Source organism: Mesorhizobium sp. C432A, assembly GCF_030323145.1.
GTDB lineage: Bacteria > Pseudomonadota > Alphaproteobacteria > Rhizobiales > Rhizobiaceae > Mesorhizobium.
The window spans coordinates 5,149,527-5,172,324 of the sequence record NZ_CP100470.1; the positions used below are offsets into that span (position 1 = coordinate 5,149,527).

Sequence of the window (22,798 nt, forward strand, 5' to 3'; positions counted from 1 at the left end):
AGCATATGAATGGCCGCCTTCAGTTGTGCCATAGCCGACTGCGCCATGAGGTAAGGTTGAGTGATGCTTGTCACCTTTCGTTCCTTCTGAAACGATCGAACTCTGGCGGCAGCTTACTCAGCAGCTGGGCTGATGACATGGCAAACAGATCCCACGTCACATCCAGCTGCTGGCGCACCTTTGCAAGACGACGGGCAGACCCCCCTCTCTTGCCTCCGGCCCCCCTCCGCAACCCTCTCTGAGCCTCATCATAGTAGAGGTTGCGCGCTGCCCCCTGAAAGGTTTGGTGAAACATGTCTTGCTGGCTTGTCAGCTGCTCTCTCAGTTCCCCAGGGACCGAAGGCGATCCACAAAGCAGATGGTCCGCATTATCTCCTAGTGTTGAAAAAAGCAGAACCGGCATTCGGATTAAGTGGCGCTGTCCTTTCTGCCAATCATTTAGATTGCTAGGATACCAGCGATGAACCTCGCCAAGTTTTCGCACCCCATCCTTGTTCTCAGGAAATAATTCATCCCGAGAAACAAAAGCGAGCCATGCCCAAAGCCCGTTATTTGCGAGCAGTTCCGGGACGTCTCGTGCCCCCATCGCAGCGACTATTTCTTCGGCCATACTCTTTGACGTTTTCCAAGCGCCGACGGTGAAGGACGCAGTGCCCGACAACCTCCTCGCGATCGTCTGGTCTTGGAGATCAACTGCCTCGTCGGGAATCTGTCCGATCATTGCCGCTTGAAATGCGAGCATGCCGTGCTCGGTGAACTCGTAGAGTGCAGCGTATTTCATTTGTCCACCTGACTAGCGGTCAGCATATCCACAATTCTATCCGACAGATGATGTCGCTGGCAGAATGAATCGATCAAGTCCTCGATCCACCTCCGTCTGTCTCCAACTTCATCCGATGAGGCCGGCGGCGGTTTACCAGGCATGACGGAATCGGCCCACATGATCCAGTCCTTCATCCAAGGCGTGTCTTGCGGAGAATCCTGCGACAACACGTCGTCAAACACCTGATACAGTATCGCAGGTAGCACCGCGCTAATGAAGACCGGGTCGGTTCTAACCCACGTACGCGCATCCGGGATGCGCTTATCGATCTGAACGACTGGATGGGCATTTTCTTGGATATCGAGCTTCCAGACTCGTGGCGCAATATCCTTAGGGAGGAAGCGAAGAATGCCCTTGCTGCCGCCCTCTTGGTGTTCTTTCTCAGAGTTCAGGCGCCAAGAGTCGCTGCTGCCCAATAGCAGGCCAAGCTGATCAGTGCTGGCAGAAGCCACACGCAACTGGCAGCTGGGATCACCGAACGAAGTATTGTTGATCTCAGTAGCATGCCTAGGCGAGCCCACCGCTCCGAATTGGACTGATTCCATTTGCTTGTTTTCTGTCAAGCGCACGCTTATTCGCGCGTCTTCAGGAAAACCTCGAAATACTTTTGGATCGGTGATGGCAATAGTGAGAAGTCTCTTTTCGCCAACCTCGGTAACCCGCACCGCGACGGATGACTTTGCAAGCTGCCGCCTGCCGGTCAGTCTAATCGTCCTGTGCATTTTTCCATACCTTTATTCGAGCATCCAACTCTCGCTTTATGTCAAAGCCCGAAACTTCAATGACCGAATTAGGGCCACAGTTCACCGCCCGGAGTTTGTTCTTTATGTATTGATATTCACAGTTGCTGGCGACCGTTGTCAGGTCGCTAGAACGAAAGTCGAACTCACTCCAAGCTGGGCTGCGGGAACCATCCGCATAGGCCATTGTGATCGAAACGTTCACTGGCCACTCTGTGTAAGCTGGGTTTGCCTTGAATCGAAAGCCATCGCCTACAGTCTCGAGCGCAAAGGGCGGGATCCTCGGCGGTGGCGGCGGAGGTGGCGGCTCAGGCGGTTTGTCCGGCTTCTTTACCTTCCCCGACTTCTTGCCTGGGTCTGGATCGGCTATGGCGAAGAACGTATCGAACACATTTTCGTCTGGTTCGGTTATGTCGGGCGTCAGGAAGTTTCTGAGCTCTGCTTGCAATCCCTTCACTAACCTCTTCACCTTAAAAGGCTGACGATAACCTCGATCCTCAAGCTTAGTCCTGATCTCCTTAGATTCCAGCAGATCTAGGTGAGCCTTCCCTTCACAGCAGTTGAGGTAGGTTGCCAGCTCGAGTTCCTCAACCAGCAAGATAACATCAAGTTCACCTGGAGTTTTCGCTCGAACGTCAGGCAAACTCATGCCTTCGCGATAGAACCTGTCAATGGGCCTGCTGTTTTCCGGCGTCTTCCTGACAATGGCCTTCAGTGAGACGTCGTGGGTTTTTGCACCCTTCTGGAGAGGGAAACCAATTTCAAGACAGACGGCCTTTCCTTCCCGCACCGCGTTCTGGAGAACTATGGCCCATTGCTCGTTTCTTAGGCCCTGCAATCCCGAATTTACGTCCGAAATCGAAATCGCGATGGGCTCGGCCCTTAGGGCCTCACGAATGAGTTCGAGATATCGCGCCACGTCTTTTTGAATGGCCTCCACCCGGAATTCCGAAACAACCCCTTCCGCTATTTCGTCAATGGTGCTGGCATCAAGAACGGTGTCATTAGTTCGGACTACAAGTGTCCCGGATATGATTGCAGGGGCGAAATGTTCGATAGACGAAGCCAGAATTCCTTCGCGCGTGAGTTCTTGGTGAGGATAAGGGATAATCAGTGCAAGCCCGCTCTGGGCGCTGGCGTCTCTGTACCCCGTCAGTCCAAAAGCAGACACGAGGCTGTCGTGAAATTCTGTGCTATCGTGAAGCCGGTAGATAGAGGCTTCGTCATCCTCCTCCGCAGCCAGATACGCATGAGTAGATCTGAACCCTTTGGGCGTCTGCATAGCTCGGAGGACAGTCATTCCACAGGCTACAGTCCTGCCGTCCTGCACCCTTCTCGTGAACCCGACAACAGAATGAACCCGCGATGCAATCAGAAACGTTACACGACCGATTCCTCGTCCGCCTCGGCCCGCTCCATCCTTGTTCGATTGCCCGAAATTGAGCCAGTAATTCCAAAAATTGCTGATTCGGCTACCAAGGTCACCATCAAGTCCCCTTGCATTGAAATCCTCGATCGCGATCCACGATACTTCGCCTCGAGCCCATTCCTCAGGCACTGCTAGTCCCGCCTGATTTCTCAGATCAATGGCTTCTGCAAGAAAAACCCTTTGTTCGCCGAGGTCTTTCTGATGGAAGGTGAAACTGATTGTAACAGGGAGCGTCAGATCGTGCCGGGCATCTAGACTGTTTTGGATTGCCTCCCGAACAAACGTATCCGAGTAAGGATAGTCCGCCCGGTCAAACATCTCGCTATCGAGTCCCTGCGAGATCGGTGTTGCCCCTACGCGAGGCCAAATCCACTTCCACATAATACTTCCCCCCATACTTCTCTAACCCAGATCGAGCCTGCAGCAAAATCTATTCCAACCTGAAACCCTCTGTCCGATCGCTGGCGTCGTCCCCAAACTTGGATTTCGCAGCTTCGAGTTCACGGTGCAGCGCTTTAAACATCTTACGAATGTCGTCGTCTCCGTACGCATATGCGCTTCTGTTTGACAGATTTCCGATCAGCCGTATGTCATTCATTGCCCGCGTAACACGGGCCTCAGCCAGCTGCACAAATTTCTTTCTCTTGTCTCTCACAATCGGCATCCTTTTGTACAAATTGGATTTGTACATAACATTTCGTATTTGTGCGGTCAAACTTTTAACAGGTACGTGATTCTGGTATGCAAAATGCATAAGAATTGGCGACTCCTTGCCGCACTTAGCCACATGGGCGTGAAAGGAGTGCTAAAGGCTCAGGGCAGGTTCTATGACCGGCCGCGAGAGCTTGGCTTCCGCACCGCTATCGAAGACCGGTAGCAGTGTTTTTGCGATCTGATATGCCAAGAACGGAGGAACAGCATTTCCGACCTGGACATACTGCTCGGTTCGGTTTCCGAGAAAAGTGTAGTTGTCCGGAAAGGTCTGCAAACGGGCGGCTTCGCGCACCGTCAGACTGCGGCACTGCGCGGAATCGGGATGGATAAAATAGTGGCCATCCTTTGAAATGTGACTGGTGACCGTGGAAGAAGGACGGCTCGCCAGTTGCACCCGGAAACGATCGTTGAATTTGCCAGTCTCCCAATTGCGGTGATTGGGTGCGAGCGCAGCAGGAAAATCTGCCGCCTTGGGACTGTTCCCAAAGACACGGCCGTAGCAGGCTGCGAACAAATATCTTCCGAGGTCCGAAGGCATATGTCCGCGTGTTTCGTTTTGGGGGAGTCGGTTCAGTTGCGTATCGGAAAGCCAGGCGCGCAGGTCGGGCGGACAGTCATTGGGCAGTGCAATCCCGCCGATGACTTCATGCCCGCGCGAAACAATGGACCGGTGCTCATCTTCGACCCTGCGAAGCTCATGCACGAACGCTTCCCGGCTTGGTGACGGGAGCCGGTACAGCTCACCCTTCACGATCCCGATCGCCTCTGCCATGGCGCCGGCCCACGCCGATGCGTTGTCGGCTCGACTGAGACCACTTCGCATTCTCGGCATGGCGCCCAGAACCATCGAAAGGGTCACCGGTTGCTCCCTGCGATTGAGACGCGGCAAAAGATATTCAGGCAGCCCCCCAATTACGTCTCGCCGCAGGCCTATAATAATTACCCGATGGCGGGCCTGCGGAACCCCATGGTCCTCGGCTCGGACGATGAAATCCTGCGGCCGTGGTTCGTCGCCGAACTGCAGTTGACCCGACGGCGCAAGGGCAAGGAGCCGATAGTTGTCGGTGCCGCCTGCGTGCCTTAGATCTTGCATGACCTTCTGGAATATGGCGCTGCCCTCGACCGCGGCGGACAGCATCCCCTTGACGTTCTCCATAACGAATGCAGTGGGTGCCAATGCCTCCAGCACCTTGACGTATTCGTCGTACAGGAAGTTCCGACTATCCAGTTCTGGTTGATAATTCGCCTTTCCGACGTTCCTTGCGCGTCCAACGAGGGAATACGCTTGGCAAGGTGGCCCCCCGATCAGAATCGTTCGACCACCGTGTCGCGAGCGAATTGCCCGAATCCGGCTGTCAAGAAAGCGAGATGTCTCCGGCCGCCCTAGTTCGAGACAGCGTGCTTCGTCTTCGGCCGCTGCCCATTCACGTGGAAAGATCGATCTCCAGTCGGGTTGCTCGCTTTCGCCATTGAGCCATGCATGATACTCGGACGGAAATTCATCGAACTGGCGCAGGAAAGCTCGCAGTCTAAGTGTCTGATGAGCGGAAGCTTCCTTTTCGATCGACACGTCGATCTGGTACTGCCGCTCGCCTGTCGGCGTCCGGCAAGCCGAAAAACCTTCTCCCAGGCCGCCTGGCCCTGAGAAGAGATCGACCACAGCAACCGGACTGGACTCGCGAGAAATCATTGGGAAACTCATTGGCTAATGTCTTCCCAGGTTCTGCCTCCCATGTAAAGGGCCTTGCCTGATGACGGACGTGGTCGACAAGGCAACCCGATCGAGAATGATGGCGGGTATACAGGGGAAGAATACCATCCCCGAATTGATGCTCCGCAAGGCGCTGCATGCAAAAGGCATCCGCTATCGCTTGCATTACGCCAAACTGCCGGGCCGCCCGGATATCGTGTTCCCCAGGTTCAAGTCCGTCTGCTTCGTTCATGGCTGTTTCTGGCACAGGCATCCTGGTTGCCGGTTTGCAACCACGCCCGCAACGCGCCCTGAATTCTGGCAGACAAAGTTCGCTTCGAATGTGGCCCGCGATCATCGAAACCGAGACGAGCTGATGGCCATCGGCTGGAGGGTTGCCACGGTTTGGGAATGTGCATTGCAGCGGAAAGATCTTGATCCCGTGGTCACCACATTGATTGGCTGGCTGATAGGCGGCGGCTCAGAAGTCATTGAGATTGGAGGGGGGTGACGGGCAAGTCCGGCATTCCCCTCGCGCGCTCCGCTCGCACCGCTTGCAAATCTCCCCCCAAATGCCATCTACATCACAGACGCACCGCCGGTGTGCCGGCAGCCACGGAGACAACCCTTGACGCAGCGAAGCGGCAGTGCGGACTTGCCGCTGCATGGCGGGCGGGTGCCGAAATGGCTGGGCGATCGCATGACGCGGCTGGGCGCGGTGCTGTGCGAGGCGATCATCCATCATTATGGCCGCGACGAGCTGTTGCGGCGGCTGGCGCATCCGTTCTGGTTCCAGTCCTTCGGCGCCGTCATGGGCATGGACTGGCACTCCTCGGGCATCACCACCTCGGTCGTCGGCGCGCTGAAGCGCGGACTGAACCCGATGTCGCGCGAGCTCGGCATCCATGTCTGCGGCGGGCGCGGCGCGCATTCGCGCAAGACGCCGCAGGAGCTGGCGGCAATCGGTGAGCGCGTCGGCATCGATGGCGCGGCGCTCGCCACGGCCAGCCGCCTGGTCGCCAAGGTCGACAGCGCGGCCGTGCAGGACGGTTTCGACCTCTATCTGCACGGCTTCATCGTCACCGACGACAGCCGCTGGGTGGTGGTGCAGCAAGGGATGAACGGCGACAGCCGCCAGGCGCGGCGCTATCACTGGCTGTCCGAAGGGCTGACCAGCTTCGTCGACCAGCCGCACGCGGCGATCGAGGGTGAGCGGCAGGGCGAGATCGTCAACCTCACCGACCATCGCGCCGAGCCGTCGCGGACCGGACAGCTCGACCTGTTGAAGACCATGAGCCCGGAGCGGATCCTTGACGAGCTTGCCGTGCTGGAGCCGCCGCCGAAAGCGGCGCCCGCGAAACCGCCGGCGCAGCCGATGCTGCCCAATCTGGTGATGCCGGCGCATCATGACGTGCGCGAGAGCGACATCGTCATGCACCGGCTGCACGGCAACATTTCGGCCGCCATCGAAAGCGGGCCGGCCGATTTTCCCGAACTGCTGTTGGTGCCCGGCGTCGGCGCGCGCACCGTGCGAGCGCTGGCCATGGTGGCGGAAGTTGTGCACGGCGCGCCCTGCCGCTTCTCCGATCCGGCGCGCTTCTCGCTCGCCCATGGCGGCAAGGACCGCCACCCCTTCCCGGTGCCGCTGAAAGTCTATGACGAGACGATCGCGGTGCTGAAATCGGCCGTCGGCAAGGCCAAGCTCGGCCGCGAGGAAGAGCTCGGCGCGCTGAAGCGGCTGGATGGCGAGTCGCGTCGGCTGGAGCGCTACGTCACCGGGCCAAGCCTTAAGGAGATCGTCGCCGGCGAGTTCGACCAGTCGCATCTGCTTGGCGGGCGCAGTGTGTTTGGGTGGGAGGGGGCGGCGGAAAGCGACGACGGTTCAGACAGGGGCCGCCAGTAGCGGCCTGTCCATCATGCAGAGATAGTGCGCGGCCGATAGAAACACGTGCTCGGCTTGTTTTGATAATGCTTGCAAAGACCCATTTCTCAAGTGATGCTCTGCCAGGCGAGGCTCGGCATGAAGACATTCGCATGGACGTTGGTTTTCGTGCTGCTGGCGATTGGCGGCGCGATCGCCCAAACGACGCCTGAGCCTGCCATACTGGCATATACACCGCCGATGCACTTCGTCGTTGTACGCAACAGCACGCCAGGATGCGAGCCGACATGCCCGGAATGGATTTCGGCGGAAGGTCACATCGTGGCCGGCACGCCAGCTTTGCTGAAGGCCTTGCTGAAAAAACTCGGCCCCCGCAAATTGCCTTTGGCGTTGAATTCCCCGGGCGGCGAGACCGATGCGGCGATGGCGCTTGGCCATATGATCCGCGCCAGCGGGCTCGACACGATGGTTGGCAAGACGGAGTTCTCCGAATGCGCGCCAGACACAAAAGCCTGCGGGCCGGGCGACCTCCGCTTCGGCGTCGCCAACCCCGTCGGCGCAGTCTGTTCGTCAGCTTGTACGATGGTTCTTGCGGGCGGCGTACGGCGCCTGGCAGACAGCCGCGCCTTTGTCGGCATTCACCGGATCATGCTGCCGACCGCCAAGAAAATCCACGGCAAGAAGACCATCGTCCTCGTTCCGATACCCAAATGGTATGAACGCAAGGTCGACAGCTATTTCACCGAGATGAAAGCAGGTTCGTGGATCGTATCGGCCATGCAAAAAATACCCGACGACAGCATACGATACCTCGTGACATACGAACTTTTGGACCTGAATCTGGTAACCGAAACCGGTCACGGCGACACGCGCACCTCCATCGATATCTGCAAGACCACGCCGCCGGCGGGCAACTGCCGAACGGTCAGGCAATAGGAATAGCGGGCCACGTAGGTCGTCGAAGCGCCTGTTTCTCAACAGCAACCCTTCACTTTACGCTGCGCCCTTCAACAGGTCTTCCGGCCGGCCCTCGATGAGCGCAGCAATATAGCTTTCCAGGCTGGTCGTGCCGCGCTCCGGGTTTTCCGGCTGCATCGGCTTGTCCAGCGTGGCCCCGGTCATGCGGGCATAGGACTCGGCCGCCGCTTTGGAGAAGCCTAGTTTTTCGTAGGTTTCTGTCCAGCGCTCCCGCGGCACCGTGACCACGCGCACGTTTTTGCGCAACGCCGCACTGAAGGCTGCGGCGACATCGGCGGCGGAGTAGCGCCGAGGACCCTCGATATAGTGCGTGCCGGTCTTGTCCGCCGGCTCCAGCAGACGTCTCGCCGCAGCCTCGCCGAGATCCTGCGGCGCCACCATCGGCAGCTCGAAATCCGCCGGGAAGAAGGAGGTGATGACGCCGTCGCGCCGCGCCGTCTCCAGGGCCTGATCCCAGTTGCTCATGTAATAGGCGGCGCGGTTGATGCTTGCCGGAATGGCCTGGGCCTTCAGCTTCTGCTCGAGGCCGTAAAGGACGGTGAGATCGCCGACACCCTCGCCGGCTTGCGCGCCATAGGTCGATTCCGCTACCACTTTTTCGAGGCCGGACCCCTCCAGTGCCGTCGCAATCGCGGCAACCGTCTTGCGCTCCTCGGCGTCGGTGTCGGTCGATGGATCGGCCGGCGGGTTGAGCAGAAACGCCCGCTTGCCGCGCCGCAAGATTTCACGCAGTGCCTCGACATCGAGCACATCGGCAACCGCGGCCTCCGCGCCCTGTTCAACCAACCATGCGGCCTTCGCCTCGTCGCGCGTCACCACCGTGACATCCTCGCCCTGCCGCAACAGCGCCATTGCCGCCGCCGAGCCGACATGGCCGGTACCTCCAAGAATGACATGCATGGTCTCGTCCTTCCCTTGCTGATTCATGCCGGATTAATGGCTGGGGCGGCGAAGGGTTCAAAAATCGGGGGACGATGCTGACAGGAGGTGACGCTGACTTTCCTCGCAATGCACGGCGCAGGGGTCGTTCGCATCTTGCAAAATTATGGAACGAGGTCGTGCCCAGCGAGTTATATTAGCGCAACCTTGAATAGGAGGCAGCTATGAGAAAGCTCCTGCTTGCTTCGGCTATCGCTATCACTGCGGCGGCGGCGATGATCGCCCCGGCGAATGCCGGCGGGCGCGTCGTGATCGGCATCGGCAACGGCTACTATGACGATGAGTACAATGACAGCTATGGCGACTATTACGATCGCTACGCTCCTCGCCCCTACTACCAGTATGATGCCTACGACAACGGCTTCAGGTACCACAGGTATCACAGGCACCATCGCCATTGCCGTATAGAGTTGGTCAAGCATTGGCGCCATCATCACAGGATCGTCGAGGAAATTCGCGTTTGCGAACGGTGATCCGATAGGGTGAAACCGGTTCGGCCGGCATCTGCCGGCCGGCCGCTTCACTACGCGGCTGCCGGCCTTATCGCGGCTTCCGCATCAGCATCATCCCATAATCCACGGCCAAAAGGTCGAGCCCGACCTTCAACAGCTTCACCACCACATCTCGTCCCTCGCCGGTGCGTTCGGCGAGCGCCTTCACCGACTGGCCTTCGAGGCAGATTTTGCGAACCACCTCCGCCACTTCCCAGTGGGCCATGGCGGCGATGGCATGGGTGTGGGCGCGGCCGGCGTTGAGCACGCGGTCGGGGATGCCGCCATTGATGCGGCCGCCGTCAATGCGCTCTTCCCACGGCATCGGCCGCAGCCCGTCACGCGAGGCGCGCTCGAAATCGTCGCGAAACCGCTGGCCGGCCTCACGCTGCTGGCGGGTCAGCGAGGTGATGCCGACCAGCGGATCGACATTGCGCACCCGCACGATGCCGCCGGTCGCGGTGTAGCCGTCATTGGAGACCTCGTAGACGCGCCGCGCCTCTTCGGTGCCGACGCTCAGCCGCTTGCGGCCGAAGCGATCGTCCTTCAGCGCGAAATCATGGCCGATCTCGCGGCGGATGCGCACCTGCTCGGCTTCGCCCGCAGGCAATTTCGGCGGTTTGGCTTTCTGCGCGGTTTTTTTGCTCATCGGGGGATCCTTGTGGGATTGGGTTGTTGAGCCGGAAGGTTGAGATCCTTCGCGCCCCCCTCTGCCCTGCCGGGCATCTCCCCCTCAAGGGGGAGATTGGCAGCTTCGGTCACGTCGCTGACTTGCAACGCCGGCGATTGGCAAATGCGGTGGTGACATCCAATCTCCCCCCTTGAGGGGGAGATGGCCGGCAGGACAGAGGGGGGCGCTGTCCCGCCGGCTTTCGATCATTGGTGGGGTCGTCCGGAGGCGAGGAACGGAGCCCAGCCGCTCACACCACCTCCGCCACAGGCCGGTGGAAGCGCGCCTGGTGGTATTCGCAGTAGCTTTTCAGCGCCCTTGTGCGCAGGCCGCAGCACAGCATCTCGAGCCCCGGCCGGCTGCCGGGAGCATCGTTGTCGGGGTCTTCCTCCAGCGTCAGGTCGAGCGGCGCGCGGCAGCGGTCGAACAGGCAGTCGATGAAGCGCATGGCGGCGACATGCGGCTGACGCCCGAGCGAGGCAGGGCGCGGCGCCGGCACATTGAAGCGGTAGATTTCGCCGTCCACCACCAGCCGTCCTTCACCCGGGATCGAGGGCGCCGGACGGGCTGGCAACAGAGGCCTGGCCGATGGCTGACGGGTCGGTTTGGCGGCCGGTTTGACCGGCGCGGCCTGCTTCGAAACTCCTACTTCCCTTACGGGCTTGCTTGGCTGCGCCGGCGGATTCCTCTTGGCGGTATTCTCGTTTGCCGCAGTCTTCCCCGTCGCATTCTTCCTCGGTCGGCCGCCGGACCTGCCGCCTCTGGGGTTGGCGAAGCCGATGGTCTTCAACGCGCTGTTGCGGTGGACGATGCCGATGATGGAATTGCGCGAGACCGGACTGCCGCGCAGCGCCGTGAAGCGGACGGCGATCCCTGTGGCCGACAGGCCATCCCTCAGCCAGACGGCGATCTCCTGCAATTCGGTGTCGGTATAGGCAGTCATGTCGGTATCCATTGATTGCGCGCGCAAAGGCCGAGCGCCGGCCCCGAGGGCCCACGGGAAAAAATCAGAGCGGATGGTCGGTGCGGTCAGCCGATACTGGCGGCCGGCAGCGAGCCGGCGAGATGCCGCAAGGCGGCTTCGGCGGCCGCTTTGGTGAGGGCGGAAACCGCCCTGCCCGTCAGCCGGTCGAACAGGATGACGGTGCCATCTTCCGTGCGGATGCAGGAAATACCCTGCCCGCCGGAGACAGCCCTTGGCGCACCGGCGGCGCCATGGGCTGAAGAGGTGGCCGGAGCCGGGAGAGGAGCGGCTCCGGCCGTTCCGGTCGATCGGGGGGACGACGGTTCGACCGGATCCGGGGCAGAAGCCCCGGTTTGCGTCCGGACCGGGGAGGAGGACAGCCCGGACGATGGGAGAAAGCTGAGGATGTCTGCGGAAACGCTTGCGATTTGTTCGATCATGCGCTAAGCGTACGATATGTACGAAACGTACGCAAGCGAAATCGTACATATTGGACGATAAATTTCAGGCAATTTGTACGATGCAGGAACCGAGGCACAGATTGCAGCAGGCGCGGGCGGAGGCGGGCTATGCCTCGCCGAGCGACGCTGCGCGGGCATTGCGCGACATCAACAAGAACACGCTGATCAGTCACGAGAACGGTAACCGGCCGCTGTCGCGCAAGGCGGCGGAGAAATACGGCCGCCTGTTCGGCGTCGATCCCGGCTGGCTCTTGTTCAACGGCGACGGCGGCAGCCTTTCGGGTGGCCATTTCGGCTTTGACGAGTCGGGCCGGCAGATCCCGATGCCGTCGCTGGCCACCGTCGACGTGCCCATCGTCTCATGGATCAGCGCCGGCGAACTCGGCAGCCAGGACATGGTGGTCAATCTCAGCGACTATCCGACCATCCCCACCACCGATCTGGAGCAGGGCCAATGGATTGCGCTACGCGTCGACGGCCCGTCGATGAACAAGATCTCGCCACCGGATTCGATCATCTTCGTCAACCTCAGGGACAAGCGGCTGGTGACCAATGGCTGCTACGTCATTTCGGACGAATCCGGCCAGGCCACCTACAAGCGTTACCGCCCCAACGAGAACCCGCCCTTCCAGCCGGCCTCCTACATGGACATCCCGCCGCCGGCGCTCGAAGGCGCCATCACCATCATCGGCCGGGTGAAGCGCTCGATGATCGATATGTGAGGGAGAAGGCGGTGAGGCGCAATCTCCCCCCTCGAGGGGGAGATGGCCGGCAGGCCAGAGGGGGTCGCACGCGTAAGGCGCTGACGTCCTCTGTCCGCGATAGGAAGTCGCGTCAGGACGTACCGACCCCCTCTGTCGCCTTCGGCGACATCTCCCGAGGGGGGAGATTACGCGCCCAAAAACTCGTTCGTAAAATACCCCCCGAAATCCGGCCGCTCTTTCAGCCCCTTGCCATCGGCGTCAAGCAGAATGCCGGCCCTGAAGAGGTAGGTTCCGATCGCCTCGATCTTGGCCTTGTCGATGGTGCCGATGACGCCGGCCTGGCTTCTGAGGAAGTGCCCGTCGACGAGCATCTTCAGCGAAGCGTGGATCAGCGCCGGGTCGGTCAGCGCGTCCTTGTTGGACGCGATCAGCAGGTCGCCAGCCTCTTGCGCATGATCGACCGCAAACTGATAGCCACGGCGCGTCGCCTCGAGAAAGGATGACGCCGCCTTTGGATTTGCCTGGAGATAGGCATCACTGGAGGCGATCAAGGTGGTGTGCTCGTCGGGCACGCCGTAGTCGGCGTAGCGGAAGCCGCGCTGCCTGACGCCTTTCAACTCGGCAGCGACGCCTTCCCAGGTCGAGACCTCCAGCGTGAAGTCGACCGAGCCGTTGGCCAGCGCCTCATAGGCCGAGGTGCCTAATGTCACCGTCTCGAAAACGCCCTTGCCGCCATCGTGGCGGATGATGGTCGAGATCAGCGTGTTTTCCCAGGCGCTGCCGAAGCCGCCATAGGTCAGACCGTCGAGATTCCTGGGACTCTTGATCTCGCCGCGATCCGCGTTGAAGACCAACCGGCCGGTCTCCTGCTGGACCACGGCGTAGACCGCCTTGAGATCGGCGCCGGCAGCCCGCTGGGTGAACAGGCCGACGCCGGCAATGCCGAAATCGGCGATGCGGTTGGCGACCAGCGTGCCGGCGCCAGTATCGCCATAGGGCAGGATCTCAACATCGAGCCCGGCCTCGTGGTAGAACCCTTTGTCGCGGGCAACGAACAGGCCGACATGGTTGGTGTTGACCGTCCAGTCGAGCGCGACGGTGATTTTTTGCGCAGCCGCATGAGCGCGCGAGGCCAGCGGCAATCCGGCGGCCAGCGTCAGCAGCAAAGCCTGCCGGCGTGTGAATTCGGTCATGAAAAACTCCTTTGAGCGGTCTGCGGAAACAAGCCCCGGTCAGTCCCGGGATTGAGCAGCGTGTCGAGGATGTCGGCTTCGAGCGCGGCGGCCTGGCGCGCGGCATCGCTGCCGGTGGTGCGCGGGCGCGGCAGCGGCACGGCAATCTCGCCGATGATGCGGGCCGGCCGCGCCGACATCAGATAGATTCGATCGGAGAGGTAGACGGCTTCGCGCACGTCATGGGTGATCAGCAGCGCGGTCCAGCGGTGGCGCTGCCACATGCCTTCCAGCCAGCGCTGCATACCCGCGCGGGTCAGTGCATCCAGCGCGCCAAAGGGCTCGTCGAGCAGCAGCATGTCGCGCTGCTGCACCACGGTGCGCAAAAGGGCGGCGCGCTGGCGCATGCCGCCGGAAAGCTCGGCCGGCCAGGCGCGCTCGAAACCGGCAAGGCCGAACTCAGCGAACAATGGCGCAACGGACGCGCGCGCCTCGCGGCGCTTCATGCCCTGCACCTCCAGCCCCAGCGTCACATTGTCGATGACGCGTCGCCACGGCATCAGCGCGTCGCGCTGCGGCATGAAGGCGAAGGGGCTGCCCTGCAATGGCGCGCCGTCGAAGCGCATGTCGCCCTCACCTTTCAGCGCGCCGGTCAGCAACTGGAACAGCGTCGACTTGCCGGCGCCGGAAGGGCCGAGGATGGAGACGAACTCGCCGGCCGCGACATGAAGCGAAATGCCGGCGAGCACCTCAAGCGCGCCGAAGTTCTTCCTGATGTCCCGGAGTTCGAGCCGCGTCATTGACGGTTCTCTTCTGCAGCTTCAACCTTGCCGTCGCGGCTTTCGCTCCCTGCATTCTCCCAAGGCATGGCGAAGCGCTGGACGAGCACCGCAATGGCGAACAAGACAAGCGTGAGCGCGGCGCTGACGGCGACCGCGGCGAGCACCAGATCGGGCCGAAAGTTGTTCTTGGCATTGAGCATGTAGATGCCCAGCCCCTTCGCCGCCCCCGCATATTCGGCGAAGATCGCGCCGACGACGGCGTAGGTGATGGAGATGCGCAGCCCGGCGAAGAAATAGGGCAGCGCCGAAGGCAGGCGCGCCAGCCAGAAGATGCGCCAGCGCCCTGCCCCCATGGTGGCGAGCATCTGCGAAATCGCCTTGCTGGTCGCGGCAAAACCCTCGACCAGCGCCACCATCATCGGGAAGAAGGTAACGAGCGCCACAAGCAGGATTTTTGGCATCAGCCCGAAGCCGAACCACAGCACGATGAGCGGCGCGATCGCGACCAGCGGCAAGGTCTGGCTGACGATCAGCAGCGGAAACAGCGCGCGGCGCAGCGGGGCCAAGAAATCGACCAGCGCCGAAAGCACGAAGGCAGCGACCAACGAGCAGGCGAAGCCGGCTGATGTGGCGCGGATGGTAGGCAGCGTGTTGTCGGCCAGGGCGGCGCGATGCTCCCAGGCCTGCTGCAGCACGCGCGACGGCGCCGGCAGCACGGTGGGGGCGACACCGCCGTAGCGGGCGTAGAGCTCCCAGGCCGCGAGGAGCAGGGCGAAGGCGAAGGCGGCGGGGATGGTCTTGGCGATGCCGGCGGCTAATCTCCCCCCTCGAGGGGGAGATGTCGCCGAAGGCGACAGAGGGGGTCGTCTCGCATAGAGCGCCCACGCCTTGCCGATGCGAAAAGGACGTCGGCGCTCCACGCGCTGGGACCCCCTCTGGCCTGCCAGCCATCTCCCGCTCGAGGGGGGAGATTCGTGGGCATCGCGGTCTTCGCCAATCGCCAATGGCTCCCCTCCTCTTTGTGCTGAGGGGTCAGAGGCATCTCCTCCACGCAATGGGTCAGATAAACCAGCCACGGCAATATCCTCAAGGAACGACGCTTGAGCCGCGGCTCAGACGGCGCTCGGGCTGTTCGCCGAGATCGTGATGTCGAGGGTGACGTGGCCGGCGCCGGGGCCGAAGCGGCAGAAGGCCTCGTTGAGCGTGGCAAACACGGCACCGGCATCGCCACGCAATTTGGTGCAGAAGTTCTTTGAGCGCTCAAAGACGCCGGACTGTTTCAGGAAATCGATGCAGCCGTAGATCTCGTCCATATGGTCGCCCGTGCCCATAACGTAGAGCGAGAACTGCGCCGCCACCGGCTGGCCGGTCGACGGCGTGGCCTGGACAGCGCGGATCGCGGCGATCTTGCGCTCGTCCAGCGGAATGGCGGGGCCGCCGGTCTCGTCGGAGCGGCAGATCGGATCGTCGGGCTCACCCGGACAGCCGCGCGAGACCGCCGCCGAAAGCACGCAGTGCTTGCCGCTTTTGGCCGCCGCCACGAACAGGTCGCGCATAGCGGGAAACAGCACCTCGGGCGGCCCGACCGTAAGGGTCGAGATGTCATCGGTTTCGATCCGCAGCCGGTCGCGCCACGGATCGAGCGCGCCGAGCGCGCCGAGGATGACGCCGACGAAATCGTCGGTCATGGGATAAAGGGAAATCTGTGCGCCTGAAAACATCGCCCGCCTCGCTCCGCTGGTATTATCCAGATCAGCTTTAGGGTCCGAAGGCTTGCCGCCCTCATCTCAGCCCCGACGATACGGAGCACCCCTGTGGATGGGCGGGTTAAAGCATTGTTCGAGACATTGGGGAAGCCGTTTGTTGAGGCACTGCGGCAAAGTGTTTTAGGCCAGACGTGCCGGGCGCCTGGGCGTTAACAGACGACTCGTCAGTTCGTTGCGTTATAAGGTTTCCACGAACTTCTTATAACTGCGTTGGAATTCAAGCTGATAAACGTAATTATAAGAAAACGGCAGAGACTCCGCGCAGCCCTTACGGTTTCTGGATCTCCTTATCCGCGACCCCATCCGGACTGTGCTCCTGCATCGCTCGGGCTTGCCTGTGCTGGTCCCCTCGCCCCAGCGCCACGCCATCCACAAGCTGATCGTCGCCTCGCGACGCGGGCCGAGCGCTGGCGCCAAGCGGGAGAAGGATCTCCATCAAGCGCGCCTGCTGACCCAAGTGCTCGAAGCCACGCGTCGCCAGGACGACCTTGCCTTCGCCTTCATGGAAGCGTGGGAGAGGGGCGAAAACTGGCGCGAGACGATCCGGGGCGGCTTGAACCTGTTCGACGCCGCCACGAGGGAAACAGTCAACACCATCCTGGGGAAATCCCTCCGCGAAATTGGTGCGACTCCTGAAGGATTCACGATGCGGGATTAGCTGAAGCGACCGCTGCTATATTCATTTCCATCGTCCCAACTGTACGAATTGGCTTGACGCTTATTCGTACATAAAGTACGATATCTCTTTTCTCAGAGAGGAATGTCCTTGAGCACAGCGAACCATGTTGCCTTCGCCGATCTCTCTCGTCCTTTGCAGTCATCTCCGTCGTTGCCGCCGCCTTTATTGCCGCCCCCTTTGTTGCCCTTGTCATTCGATCAGTGCCAACGCCTCGCCGGGGCCTGGCGAATGGCCAGCCAGGACATCGCCGACGACATCCGCTTCATCCGCCAATATCTGAAAGTCGTTGCCGAGAAGGACGAGAGGCTGTCGACCGGCACCCTTGTTCACAGCCGCGCCTATGTCGAGGCCTGCGCCGGCTGGCTGCCACAGACTGTAACGCGCTATCTGCGCCACCTGCGCCAGATCACCGAATGCGAACTGGCTATGACAGCTGCCGGGATTCGCTTTGCGCTGTCGAGTTATGCCTGGGAGGCATGAGGGGCGGCTGTCGCCAAACACAAGGAATTGCGCTGCCCGTCGCAGGCGCAATTCGTCAGGTTGAGAGGCTCGGGCGCGCCTGAACGGCGGGCGCCAAGGATGGCCCGGCCAGCGAATTCCGGCCTTGCTTTATTTCGACTGGCCTTATTTCTGGCCTTATTTCGATTTGGCTTTGCCGGACTTTGCGGCGGCAGGCTTCGCGGCCTTTGGCTTGGCGGCTGCCTTGGCGGGCTTGGCGTCAGCTTTCTTCGCCGCCTTTTTGGGCTTGGCGACCGCGCCATCAAATTCAGCCGTGGCCTGCTCCCAGTGTTCCTGATGCGCGCCTTCAGGCCGGCCGGCCTTTTCCCAGATCTCGTGCGCGCGCTGGCGAATGCGGTCCTGTTTGTCGTCCGTCACTTAAGCCTCCGTGGTTGGGTCCGGTCGGTTGGTCCAGATTCCACGAAAACATTAGCCGAAAATTCGGCCGGCGTCTTGAGTGACGAGACATCTCAGCGCGGGTCGGAAATCACCGCAACGCCGAGCAGCGCCGCCTTCTTGACGATCAGCCCCGCGAGGTCGGCATCCGAACGATCGGTGCCGGTGCGCTCCCGCAGGAGCGCGATCGCTTCCTTCATCGATAACAGCGCCGTGTTGCGCTCGGCCAGCAACTTGTCGCAACACGCCGCAACATTGGCGGAGTTCGGGGTCTCGACATGCGGCAACATGGCAATTCTCCTTCATCATGTTCATCATTCGGCCCTGCCGCCCTTTTAGGAAGAACGACAGGGCCGTATCACCGATGAATGGTTAGGTTGTCGAGCGTTACTCGACCACCTCGACAATCCTGCGCGTGCTGGGGTCGACCAACACGGTATGGTTGTCGACGACGGCGTATCTGTACTGAACGTCGGGAACCTCCTGCAGCTCGACAGTGTCAGGCAAGGCAGTGCCGACATTCAATTCGACGCCGAGCAGATTGACCGAGGCAAGCGGATGTTTCTTTACGTATTGGTGCACGACCGTGCGCTGTTCCGGGGTGATGATCACCTGCTGCTGTGCCGGCTGCGTGACGATGACCTCGTCGGCGGCGGCAATGCCGATACCAGCGATCATGGCGAGCCCGGCGACGGCGGGAATAAGGATGGTTTTCATCTTCGTCTCCTGTCGTTGTTGGCGAGCTCCGCCGTGTTCCCGCATAAGGCGAAAACAGCGCAGATCGAGGTGGCGGGCTCCTGGAGGCAAACGCAGCCGGTACGGTCTTGTTCCGCAAGCGGAGACTAAATTGATCGGCTTCCGGTCATGCCAGCAGAACCCGCACCCGCAAGATTCGCATTGAAGCACAATCCCTCAGGAGACCTTCGACATGGATGATGCACGGCTCCAATTCCGGTGGCGATTGCGGCCGGCGCCGGCATTGATCCGGTGACCGCGTCGCCCGGCCAAGACCGGAACCGACCGCCTTCGTGCCACGCCGTGAAGTTTCAAGCAAAGGTCATTGCTTCGGCGGCTGCGCAGGCACCTCGCCAGGCTTGATCACCGGCGTCTTGCCCTGATCCGGCGGCGGCTGCGTCATACCCTGGTCACCACTGGGCGGCGGCTGCAGCACGCCGCCGCAGGGACCGAGCGTGCTGGTCGATTCGCCGCCGCCATTGGCGACCGGCGGCTTCTGACCATCGTCCTGAGGCTGCGCCTGGCAAGGCGCGGCAGGGCCGTGCTGGTCGCCATTGTCCTGCGCAGCCGCCGGGTCGGCCAGCGCCAGGAGCAGCACGCATGGGATGAGGGGGAAAGTCTTCATGGTCCAGCTCCTCTGGATTCATCTCCTTGGCAAAGCAGACTAGTCCTTGGCAAAGCAGACTGGCGGCAATTGGTTCCACGGAGATGGAGTGGTTGCCGGAACCTGACAGCCGGAAGTGAGTTCCACCTTCTCGACGCAAAGCCGCCCGGAGGAGGCAATCATGGAAGAACGAAACAGAAAACCCAATGACGAGGTCGAGGCGCCACCGAGCAAAACGATGCCCGCGACAGGATCGCCAATGACGAGGTGGAAGCGCCGACGCCGCGCCGGCAGGATTAGGATGCGCTGCGTGGCGCAACGGTCCTGCCCGACGGAGCAGATGAGGAAAGCCTGCCGGACACCACCGGTGTCGAGAAGGAAGGCGAATTGCCCGAGGAGGATGACGACAACCCCTACCAGGACAGTGACGATGCCTTGCCCGACGACGCCGAGGAAGCCGCCATTGGTCACGACCTGGCGAGGCGCGGCGGCCCGTTCGACGACGTGTAAGGCAGCGACCGCGGACTTTCGAGAGGTTTCCCGGGACGTCCACGCCGTCACCAGTTGGACCAAGGATGAGCTGAAGGCGATGCCGGAGCATCGCGATTTTTCGAAGGATCCGGCTGGCCGGATCCTTCGTTTAAGCCGCCTTGGCGGTTTGGCTTAGCCCTTGTGGTCAAGGGCTGGACGGCGACAATCTCGGCACCTTCGACAGCCGAGAAGCAGCCGAGAAGCACGAACGCGAAGCCCAATATTTCAAGCGCCGTCGAGGCCGCTCGCCTGAAATCTTCAAAGTGCGCAAGAAATCCCCGCCGCGGGCGGTGCAGACACGCTCCGGCATCGCGGCGCTGCGAACCGGGCCATCGACCGCCGGCACTTGGGTGCCGACGGGCTCTGACCTTCAATTCGACCCGGGATCGCCGAGCGCCTCGGTGACGAAGGACGCCGCGATCAGGTCGTCGGCGTCGAGGCGTAGGGAGCCTTCGACACCTCCCATGATGGCTGCGACCTTCTGGAAGGTCTGCATCTCGTGTTCAGTAACGCTGGCGTCTCGCATCCTGGCTTTCAGATCGGCGATGCGTCGGCCCAGGGAGGCCGACGTTCCGATTTCTCTGTTCGACATGGTGTCCTGCTCCTCCCCCAACCCATGCTGTGGACGTACTCAAGGCTGCCTATATATAAGGCAGCGCGAATACAGTCGCCGCAACGCGCGATATCTGGGAAGGTTCCGGCGCCAAATAGTCACGAAATAATACGTGGTGGGACTCGGGTATGTTAAGCGCCGACGCGGAGATAGACACCGCAGCAAGCGGCTGCGGCAATCGGCCTGGCCAACCCGTGTCGCGGGTCGCGAACGCGGGTCGGACTTTGATCGCCGCGCGCGAACAGTCAGCGAGAGGCCGGAACCACGCCGGACACCGAGCGCGTTTCGGGCGAAAACACCACGAAAGCAAAAACCAGAACGGCAGCGGCGATAATGAGCGAGCCGCCGGCGACGATCGGTTCAAGCGCCGGGTTTCCCTGCAGCATCACGTACAGCGCCGGCAGCATGATCACCAAGCCGAGAGTGTAGAGCCCGTAGTGGATCATGGCGACGCGACGCGCCGCCTTTTGCGGATTGAGCGCGTAGTAGCCGCCGAAGATGGCGCTCGTCACCCAACCGAGCAGATTGATATGCGCGTGCGCCGGAAAAGCGGCGTGGTCGCCCGAGATCGCCATCTGCAGGCCGGCCGCAATCCCCAACATCAGGAACAAGATGGCAGTTTTGAAAAAGAGTTCCGAAATCCTCGGCATGTCATTTCTCCCCCTATGCGGTCTGCGACCGCTTGCGTCCTGGAGAATACACCCACGCGCAGAAATTTTCCACGCCGCGCTTATGGGCCATGCCTGCACAGCTTTTTGCACGCTGTTCGACTTTTCTGGCTGCCACAACCCGGCGCCGCCCCGCTACGGCGTCAGCAAGATGTCGGCGCCCGCTCGCTCGTCGAACACCACCGCGCAGCCGCGCCCCAGCGCCACTGCCGACAGCGCGTTGGCCACCGTCTCGTCCGGCGATACGAAATCACCGGTCAGCACTCGCAACTCCTCCACCGCCCTGGCCATTGACACGCAGTGCCCGGCAACGCGATCGCTCGTGCAGGCGTCAATGACGCTGACGAGGTCGATCATCTCGAACTTGCCCATACCGGCCTCCACAAAAACAGCGTCCCGTCGCGGATATGAACGCCGAGGCGAGAGACAATGTTCCGCAGGTCCGATGCCCAGGCGGAGCACTCGACAGCCCGACCTGGAACGGGCCGGCCGGCGACAACCGCTTCGCTTGACAATAGGCCCTGTTTGTTCTCTATTTGTTCGGCAAAAACGCCTCTCACAACAGACGCGGCTAATGCTGCAACGCCGCAAAGGGAACGGTCGGGATGGAGCCCACCATCCTGCATGCGGATCTCGACGCCTTCTACGCCTCGTCGAGCAGCTGCTCGACCGGCGCTCAGGGGCAAGCCGATCGCCGTCGGCGGCGGCGTCGTGCTTGCCGCTTCCTACGAAGCCAGGGCTTTCGGCGTGCGCGGCGGCATGCCCGGACGACGCGCGCGCGAGCTTTGCCCCGGACTGATCTTCGTCGGCGGCCATTTCGCCGACTATCAGCGGCTGGGCGACGCCGCCATCAAGGTGCTCGACGATTTCACGCCGCTGGTCGAGCGGATTTCCATCGATGAAGCCTTTGCCGACGTCGCCGGCTGCACGCATCTGTTCGGGTCGCCGGCCGAGATCGCCGCCACGGTGCGTCGGCGCGTCCGGGCAGAGCTCGGCCTGCCGATCTCGATCGGCGTGGCGCGCACCAAGCATCTGGCCAAGATCGCCTCGCAGGTGGCCAAGCCCGACGGGCTGGTGGTGGTCGATCCGGACACCGAACTTGCCTTCCTGCATGATCTGCCGGTCGGGCTGATGTGGGGCGTCGGCCCGGCGACCAGAGCGCGGCTGGCCGAGATCGGCATCGAGACCATCGGCCAGTTGGCAAAGACGCATGGTGGGGCGCTGCGAAGATTGCTCGGGCCCGCCGCCGGCGAAAAGCTGGCGTCGCTGGCATGGAACCGCGACCCGCGAAAGCTCGAAACCCACAGGCGGTCGCATTCCGCCGGCGCGCAGTCGGCGCTTGGCAGACGGCCGGCCGAGGCGCGTATCTTCGGACCCGTCCTGCTGCATCTGGCAGACCGGGTCGCCAGCCGGCTCAGGGCGAAATCACGGCCCGGGCGCACGGTGACGGTGCGCGTGCGTTTTGCCGATCTGCACGCTGTCACACGCTCGCTGACGCTCGAGCAGCCGATTTCGGCAACCGCGATGCTGGCCGAAATCGCCGGGGAGCTGGTGCGCGGCGTGCTGGCCGCCAACCCTCGAGAGAAGACCATCTCGCTGCTGGCGATTTCGGTGTCGCAGATGGAAGAAAGTGCCGAGCTGCAGCTGGAGCTGCCGCTCGGGCTTGCCGATGAAAAGCAGCGACCCGGCAGCAGGCAAGGCCTGGCGCGCTTTGGCGCCGACCGCGCCATCGACAAGATCCGCCAGCGCTTTGGCAGAGAGGCTGTCGGCTACGGCGCCGTGGCGCTGGAAGCCCGGCGCTCGGTTCCCGATGCCTTCCGCGAACTGGCGGAAAAGGAACTGTGAGTGCGGCGCGACGGCGAGGCCAAT

At 61.7% G+C, this 22,798-nt stretch carries 26 protein-coding genes, 2 pseudogenes and 1 riboswitch; of the genes and pseudogenes, 8 read left to right on the forward strand and 20 right to left on the reverse strand.

Annotation, left to right across the window (positions count from 1 at the left end; genetic code table 11):
• Positions 1 to 70: 70 nt before the first annotated feature.
• The 4 genes from NLY33_RS25290 to NLY33_RS25305 all read right to left on the reverse strand — a co-directional run bounded on the left by NLY33_RS25290 (position 71) and on the right by NLY33_RS25305 (position 5,396).
• On the reverse strand, positions 71 to 781 hold the full coding sequence (locus NLY33_RS25290; protein WP_023705155.1) for a hypothetical protein: 711 nt from the start codon (positions 779 to 781) through the stop codon (positions 71 to 73).
• Positions 778 to 1,545 carry a hypothetical protein gene (locus tag NLY33_RS25295; protein ID WP_023709401.1) on the reverse strand — a complete coding sequence of 256 codons (768 nt, stop codon included), beginning with the start codon at positions 1,543 to 1,545 and terminating at the stop codon, positions 778 to 780. The genes NLY33_RS25290 and NLY33_RS25295 overlap by 4 nt, the downstream gene beginning before the upstream one ends.
• The gene (locus tag NLY33_RS25300) at positions 1,529 to 3,310 is read right to left on the reverse strand and encodes a hypothetical protein (RefSeq protein WP_156932623.1); all 1,782 of its coding nucleotides are present in this window, start codon (positions 3,308 to 3,310) and stop codon (positions 1,529 to 1,531) included. The genes NLY33_RS25295 and NLY33_RS25300 overlap by 17 nt, the downstream gene beginning before the upstream one ends.
• Positions 3,311 to 3,797: 487 nt before the next feature.
• A complete protein-coding gene (locus NLY33_RS25305; protein WP_023749884.1) occupies positions 3,798 to 5,396 on the reverse strand; it encodes a DNA cytosine methyltransferase in 1,599 nt (532 codons plus the stop codon).
• 61 nt (positions 5,397 to 5,457) lie between these two features.
• Here NLY33_RS25305 and NLY33_RS25310 point away from each other — a divergent pair, with 61 nt between their 5' ends.
• The 3 genes from NLY33_RS25310 to NLY33_RS25320 all read left to right on the forward strand — a co-directional run bounded on the left by NLY33_RS25310 (position 5,458) and on the right by NLY33_RS25320 (position 8,214).
• Positions 5,458 to 5,907 carry a very short patch repair endonuclease gene (locus NLY33_RS25310; RefSeq protein WP_023705160.1) on the forward strand — a complete coding sequence of 150 codons (450 nt, stop codon included), beginning with the start codon at positions 5,458 to 5,460 and terminating at the stop codon, positions 5,905 to 5,907.
• 117 nt (positions 5,908 to 6,024) lie between these two features.
• The gene (locus NLY33_RS25315; protein WP_023705161.1) at positions 6,025 to 7,299 is read left to right on the forward strand and encodes a DUF763 domain-containing protein; all 1,275 of its coding nucleotides are present in this window, start codon (positions 6,025 to 6,027) and stop codon (positions 7,297 to 7,299) included.
• Between the two features lie 69 nt (positions 7,300 to 7,368).
• Positions 7,369 to 8,214 carry a COG3904 family protein gene (locus NLY33_RS25320; RefSeq protein WP_198020371.1) on the forward strand — a complete coding sequence of 282 codons (846 nt, stop codon included), beginning with the start codon at positions 7,369 to 7,371 and terminating at the stop codon, positions 8,212 to 8,214.
• A 57-nt stretch (positions 8,215 to 8,271) separates the two neighbouring features.
• Here NLY33_RS25320 and NLY33_RS25325 read toward each other — a convergent pair whose 3' ends face one another.
• Positions 8,272 to 9,156 carry an NmrA family NAD(P)-binding protein gene (locus NLY33_RS25325; protein WP_023705163.1) on the reverse strand — a complete coding sequence of 295 codons (885 nt, stop codon included), beginning with the start codon at positions 9,154 to 9,156 and terminating at the stop codon, positions 8,272 to 8,274.
• Positions 9,157 to 9,359: 203 nt separating this feature from the next.
• Between NLY33_RS25325 and NLY33_RS25330 the strand changes: the two genes are divergently transcribed.
• The gene (locus NLY33_RS25330) at positions 9,360 to 9,668 is read left to right on the forward strand and encodes a hypothetical protein (RefSeq protein WP_023708679.1); all 309 of its coding nucleotides are present in this window, start codon (positions 9,360 to 9,362) and stop codon (positions 9,666 to 9,668) included.
• Between the two features lie 67 nt (positions 9,669 to 9,735).
• Here NLY33_RS25330 and NLY33_RS25335 read toward each other — a convergent pair whose 3' ends face one another.
• From NLY33_RS25335 to NLY33_RS25345, 3 genes are all read right to left on the reverse strand, one after another.
• On the reverse strand, positions 9,736 to 10,335 hold the full coding sequence (locus NLY33_RS25335) for a DUF6456 domain-containing protein (RefSeq protein ID WP_023705164.1): 600 nt from the start codon (positions 10,333 to 10,335) through the stop codon (positions 9,736 to 9,738).
• Between the two features lie 271 nt (positions 10,336 to 10,606).
• Entirely contained in the window at positions 10,607 to 11,299 is a 693-nt protein-coding gene (locus NLY33_RS25340; protein WP_023705165.1) for a GcrA cell cycle regulator, read from the reverse strand.
• 86 nt (positions 11,300 to 11,385) lie between these two features.
• A complete protein-coding gene (locus tag NLY33_RS25345; protein WP_023689007.1) occupies positions 11,386 to 11,760 on the reverse strand; it encodes a hypothetical protein in 375 nt (124 codons plus the stop codon).
• 80 nt (positions 11,761 to 11,840) lie between these two features.
• On the opposite strand from NLY33_RS25345, the gene NLY33_RS25350 reads away from it, so the two are divergent.
• Positions 11,841 to 12,503 (forward strand): LexA family transcriptional regulator, encoded by a 663-nt coding sequence (locus NLY33_RS25350; RefSeq protein WP_023689008.1) that lies wholly within the window; start codon positions 11,841 to 11,843, stop codon positions 12,501 to 12,503.
• Between the two features lie 167 nt (positions 12,504 to 12,670).
• Here the strand turns inward: NLY33_RS25350 and NLY33_RS25355 are convergent, their stop codons facing one another.
• The 4 genes from NLY33_RS25355 to NLY33_RS25370 form a co-directional block, all read right to left on the reverse strand.
• The gene (locus NLY33_RS25355) at positions 12,671 to 13,678 is read right to left on the reverse strand and encodes an ABC transporter substrate-binding protein (RefSeq protein WP_023705166.1); all 1,008 of its coding nucleotides are present in this window, start codon (positions 13,676 to 13,678) and stop codon (positions 12,671 to 12,673) included.
• Entirely contained in the window at positions 13,675 to 14,457 is a 783-nt protein-coding gene (locus NLY33_RS25360; protein ID WP_023705167.1) for an ABC transporter ATP-binding protein, read from the reverse strand. The genes NLY33_RS25355 and NLY33_RS25360 overlap by 4 nt, the downstream gene beginning before the upstream one ends.
• Positions 14,454 to 15,296, reverse strand: coding sequence for an ABC transporter permease (locus tag NLY33_RS25365; RefSeq protein WP_023705168.1), 843 nt, complete (start codon positions 15,294 to 15,296; stop codon positions 14,454 to 14,456). The genes NLY33_RS25360 and NLY33_RS25365 overlap by 4 nt, the downstream gene beginning before the upstream one ends.
• A 255-nt stretch (positions 15,297 to 15,551) precedes the next feature.
• The gene (locus tag NLY33_RS25370; protein WP_023705169.1) at positions 15,552 to 16,160 is read right to left on the reverse strand and encodes a YkoF family thiamine/hydroxymethylpyrimidine-binding protein; all 609 of its coding nucleotides are present in this window, start codon (positions 16,158 to 16,160) and stop codon (positions 15,552 to 15,554) included.
• Positions 16,151 to 16,263, reverse strand: a riboswitch (TPP riboswitch). It overlaps the preceding gene by 10 nt.
• A 210-nt stretch (positions 16,264 to 16,473) precedes the next feature.
• Between NLY33_RS25370 and NLY33_RS25375 the strand changes: the two are divergent.
• Both NLY33_RS25375 and NLY33_RS25380 read left to right on the forward strand, forming a co-directional pair.
• A pseudogene (locus NLY33_RS25375) lies at positions 16,474 to 16,863 on the forward strand (GSU2403 family nucleotidyltransferase fold protein); the annotation flags it as partial.
• A gap of 249 nt (positions 16,864 to 17,112) precedes the next feature.
• On the forward strand, positions 17,113 to 17,364 hold the full coding sequence (locus NLY33_RS25380) for a hypothetical protein (protein WP_023684826.1): 252 nt from the start codon (positions 17,113 to 17,115) through the stop codon (positions 17,362 to 17,364).
• Positions 17,365 to 17,520: 156 nt separating this feature from the next.
• Here the strand turns inward: NLY33_RS25380 and NLY33_RS25385 are convergent, their stop codons facing one another.
• The 8 genes from NLY33_RS25385 to NLY33_RS25420 form a co-directional block, all read right to left on the reverse strand.
• Positions 17,521 to 17,760, reverse strand: coding sequence for a DUF2934 domain-containing protein (locus tag NLY33_RS25385; RefSeq protein ID WP_023705172.1), 240 nt, complete (start codon positions 17,758 to 17,760; stop codon positions 17,521 to 17,523).
• Between the two features lie 92 nt (positions 17,761 to 17,852).
• Positions 17,853 to 18,068 (reverse strand): hypothetical protein, encoded by a 216-nt coding sequence (locus tag NLY33_RS25390; protein ID WP_023670360.1) that lies wholly within the window; start codon positions 18,066 to 18,068, stop codon positions 17,853 to 17,855.
• 97 nt (positions 18,069 to 18,165) lie between these two features.
• A complete protein-coding gene (locus NLY33_RS25395; RefSeq protein ID WP_023670359.1) occupies positions 18,166 to 18,495 on the reverse strand; it encodes a DUF1236 domain-containing protein in 330 nt (109 codons plus the stop codon).
• 340 nt (positions 18,496 to 18,835) lie between these two features.
• Positions 18,836 to 19,138 (reverse strand): hypothetical protein, encoded by a 303-nt coding sequence (locus tag NLY33_RS25400; protein ID WP_023684824.1) that lies wholly within the window; start codon positions 19,136 to 19,138, stop codon positions 18,836 to 18,838.
• A 39-nt stretch (positions 19,139 to 19,177) separates the two neighbouring features.
• Positions 19,178 to 19,690, reverse strand: coding sequence for a hypothetical protein (locus NLY33_RS25405; protein WP_286439868.1), 513 nt, complete (start codon positions 19,688 to 19,690; stop codon positions 19,178 to 19,180).
• A 328-nt stretch (positions 19,691 to 20,018) separates the two neighbouring features.
• On the reverse strand, positions 20,019 to 20,240 hold the full coding sequence (locus NLY33_RS25410; RefSeq protein ID WP_023670355.1) for a hypothetical protein: 222 nt from the start codon (positions 20,238 to 20,240) through the stop codon (positions 20,019 to 20,021).
• Between the two features lie 266 nt (positions 20,241 to 20,506).
• Positions 20,507 to 20,911 (reverse strand): heme-copper oxidase family protein, encoded by a 405-nt coding sequence (locus NLY33_RS25415; protein WP_023705174.1) that lies wholly within the window; start codon positions 20,909 to 20,911, stop codon positions 20,507 to 20,509.
• Between the two features lie 153 nt (positions 20,912 to 21,064).
• A complete protein-coding gene (locus NLY33_RS25420; protein WP_023705175.1) occupies positions 21,065 to 21,301 on the reverse strand; it encodes a hypothetical protein in 237 nt (78 codons plus the stop codon).
• Between the two features lie 233 nt (positions 21,302 to 21,534).
• On the opposite strand from NLY33_RS25420, the pseudogene dinB reads away from it, so the two are divergent.
• Positions 21,535 to 22,774: pseudogene (dinB, locus tag NLY33_RS25425) on the forward strand (DNA polymerase IV).
• The last annotated feature ends 24 nt before the right edge of the window (positions 22,775 to 22,798 follow it).

Bases quoted from the DNA above. Each gene is read 5' to 3' on its own strand.
- NLY33_RS25300 (WP_156932623.1), bottom strand. From the start codon at position 3,310: ATGTTTGACCGGGCGGACTATCCTTACTCGGATACGTTTGTTCGGGAG.
- NLY33_RS25415 (WP_023705174.1), bottom strand. From the start codon at position 20,911: ATGCCGAGGATTTCGGAACTCTTTTTCAAAACTGCCATCTTGTTCCTG.
- NLY33_RS25410 (WP_023670355.1), bottom strand. From the start codon at position 20,240: ATGTCGAACAGAGAAATCGGAACGTCGGCCTCCCTGGGCCGACGCATC.
- NLY33_RS25290 (WP_023705155.1), bottom strand. From the start codon at position 781: ATGAAATACGCTGCACTCTACGAGTTCACCGAGCACGGCATGCTCGCA.
- NLY33_RS25340 (WP_023705165.1), bottom strand. From the start codon at position 11,299: ATGACTGCCTATACCGACACCGAATTGCAGGAGATCGCCGTCTGGCTG.
- NLY33_RS25370 (WP_023705169.1), bottom strand. From the start codon at position 16,160: ATGTTTTCAGGCGCACAGATTTCCCTTTATCCCATGACCGACGATTTC.
- NLY33_RS25395 (WP_023670359.1), bottom strand. From the start codon at position 18,495: ATGAAAACCATCCTTATTCCCGCCGTCGCCGGGCTCGCCATGATCGCT.
- NLY33_RS25350 (WP_023689008.1), top strand. From the start codon at position 11,841: ATGCAGGAACCGAGGCACAGATTGCAGCAGGCGCGGGCGGAGGCGGGC.
- NLY33_RS25330 (WP_023708679.1), top strand. From the start codon at position 9,360: ATGAGAAAGCTCCTGCTTGCTTCGGCTATCGCTATCACTGCGGCGGCG.
- NLY33_RS25335 (WP_023705164.1), bottom strand. From the start codon at position 10,335: ATGAGCAAAAAAACCGCGCAGAAAGCCAAACCGCCGAAATTGCCTGCG.
- NLY33_RS25420 (WP_023705175.1), bottom strand. From the start codon at position 21,301: ATGGGCAAGTTCGAGATGATCGACCTCGTCAGCGTCATTGACGCCTGC.
- NLY33_RS25400 (WP_023684824.1), bottom strand. From the start codon at position 19,138: ATGAAGACTTTCCCCCTCATCCCATGCGTGCTGCTCCTGGCGCTGGCC.
- NLY33_RS25390 (WP_023670360.1), bottom strand. From the start codon at position 18,068: ATGTTGCCGCATGTCGAGACCCCGAACTCCGCCAATGTTGCGGCGTGT.
- NLY33_RS25310 (WP_023705160.1), top strand. From the start codon at position 5,458: ATGACGGACGTGGTCGACAAGGCAACCCGATCGAGAATGATGGCGGGT.
- NLY33_RS25295 (WP_023709401.1), bottom strand. From the start codon at position 1,545: ATGCACAGGACGATTAGACTGACCGGCAGGCGGCAGCTTGCAAAGTCA.
- NLY33_RS25305 (WP_023749884.1), bottom strand. From the start codon at position 5,396: ATGATTTCTCGCGAGTCCAGTCCGGTTGCTGTGGTCGATCTCTTCTCA.
- NLY33_RS25360 (WP_023705167.1), bottom strand. From the start codon at position 14,457: ATGACGCGGCTCGAACTCCGGGACATCAGGAAGAACTTCGGCGCGCTT.
- NLY33_RS25355 (WP_023705166.1), bottom strand. From the start codon at position 13,678: ATGACCGAATTCACACGCCGGCAGGCTTTGCTGCTGACGCTGGCCGCC.
- NLY33_RS25325 (WP_023705163.1), bottom strand. From the start codon at position 9,156: ATGCATGTCATTCTTGGAGGTACCGGCCATGTCGGCTCGGCGGCGGCA.
- NLY33_RS25345 (WP_023689007.1), bottom strand. From the start codon at position 11,760: ATGATCGAACAAATCGCAAGCGTTTCCGCAGACATCCTCAGCTTTCTC.
- NLY33_RS25380 (WP_023684826.1), top strand. From the start codon at position 17,113: ATGGCCAGCCAGGACATCGCCGACGACATCCGCTTCATCCGCCAATAT.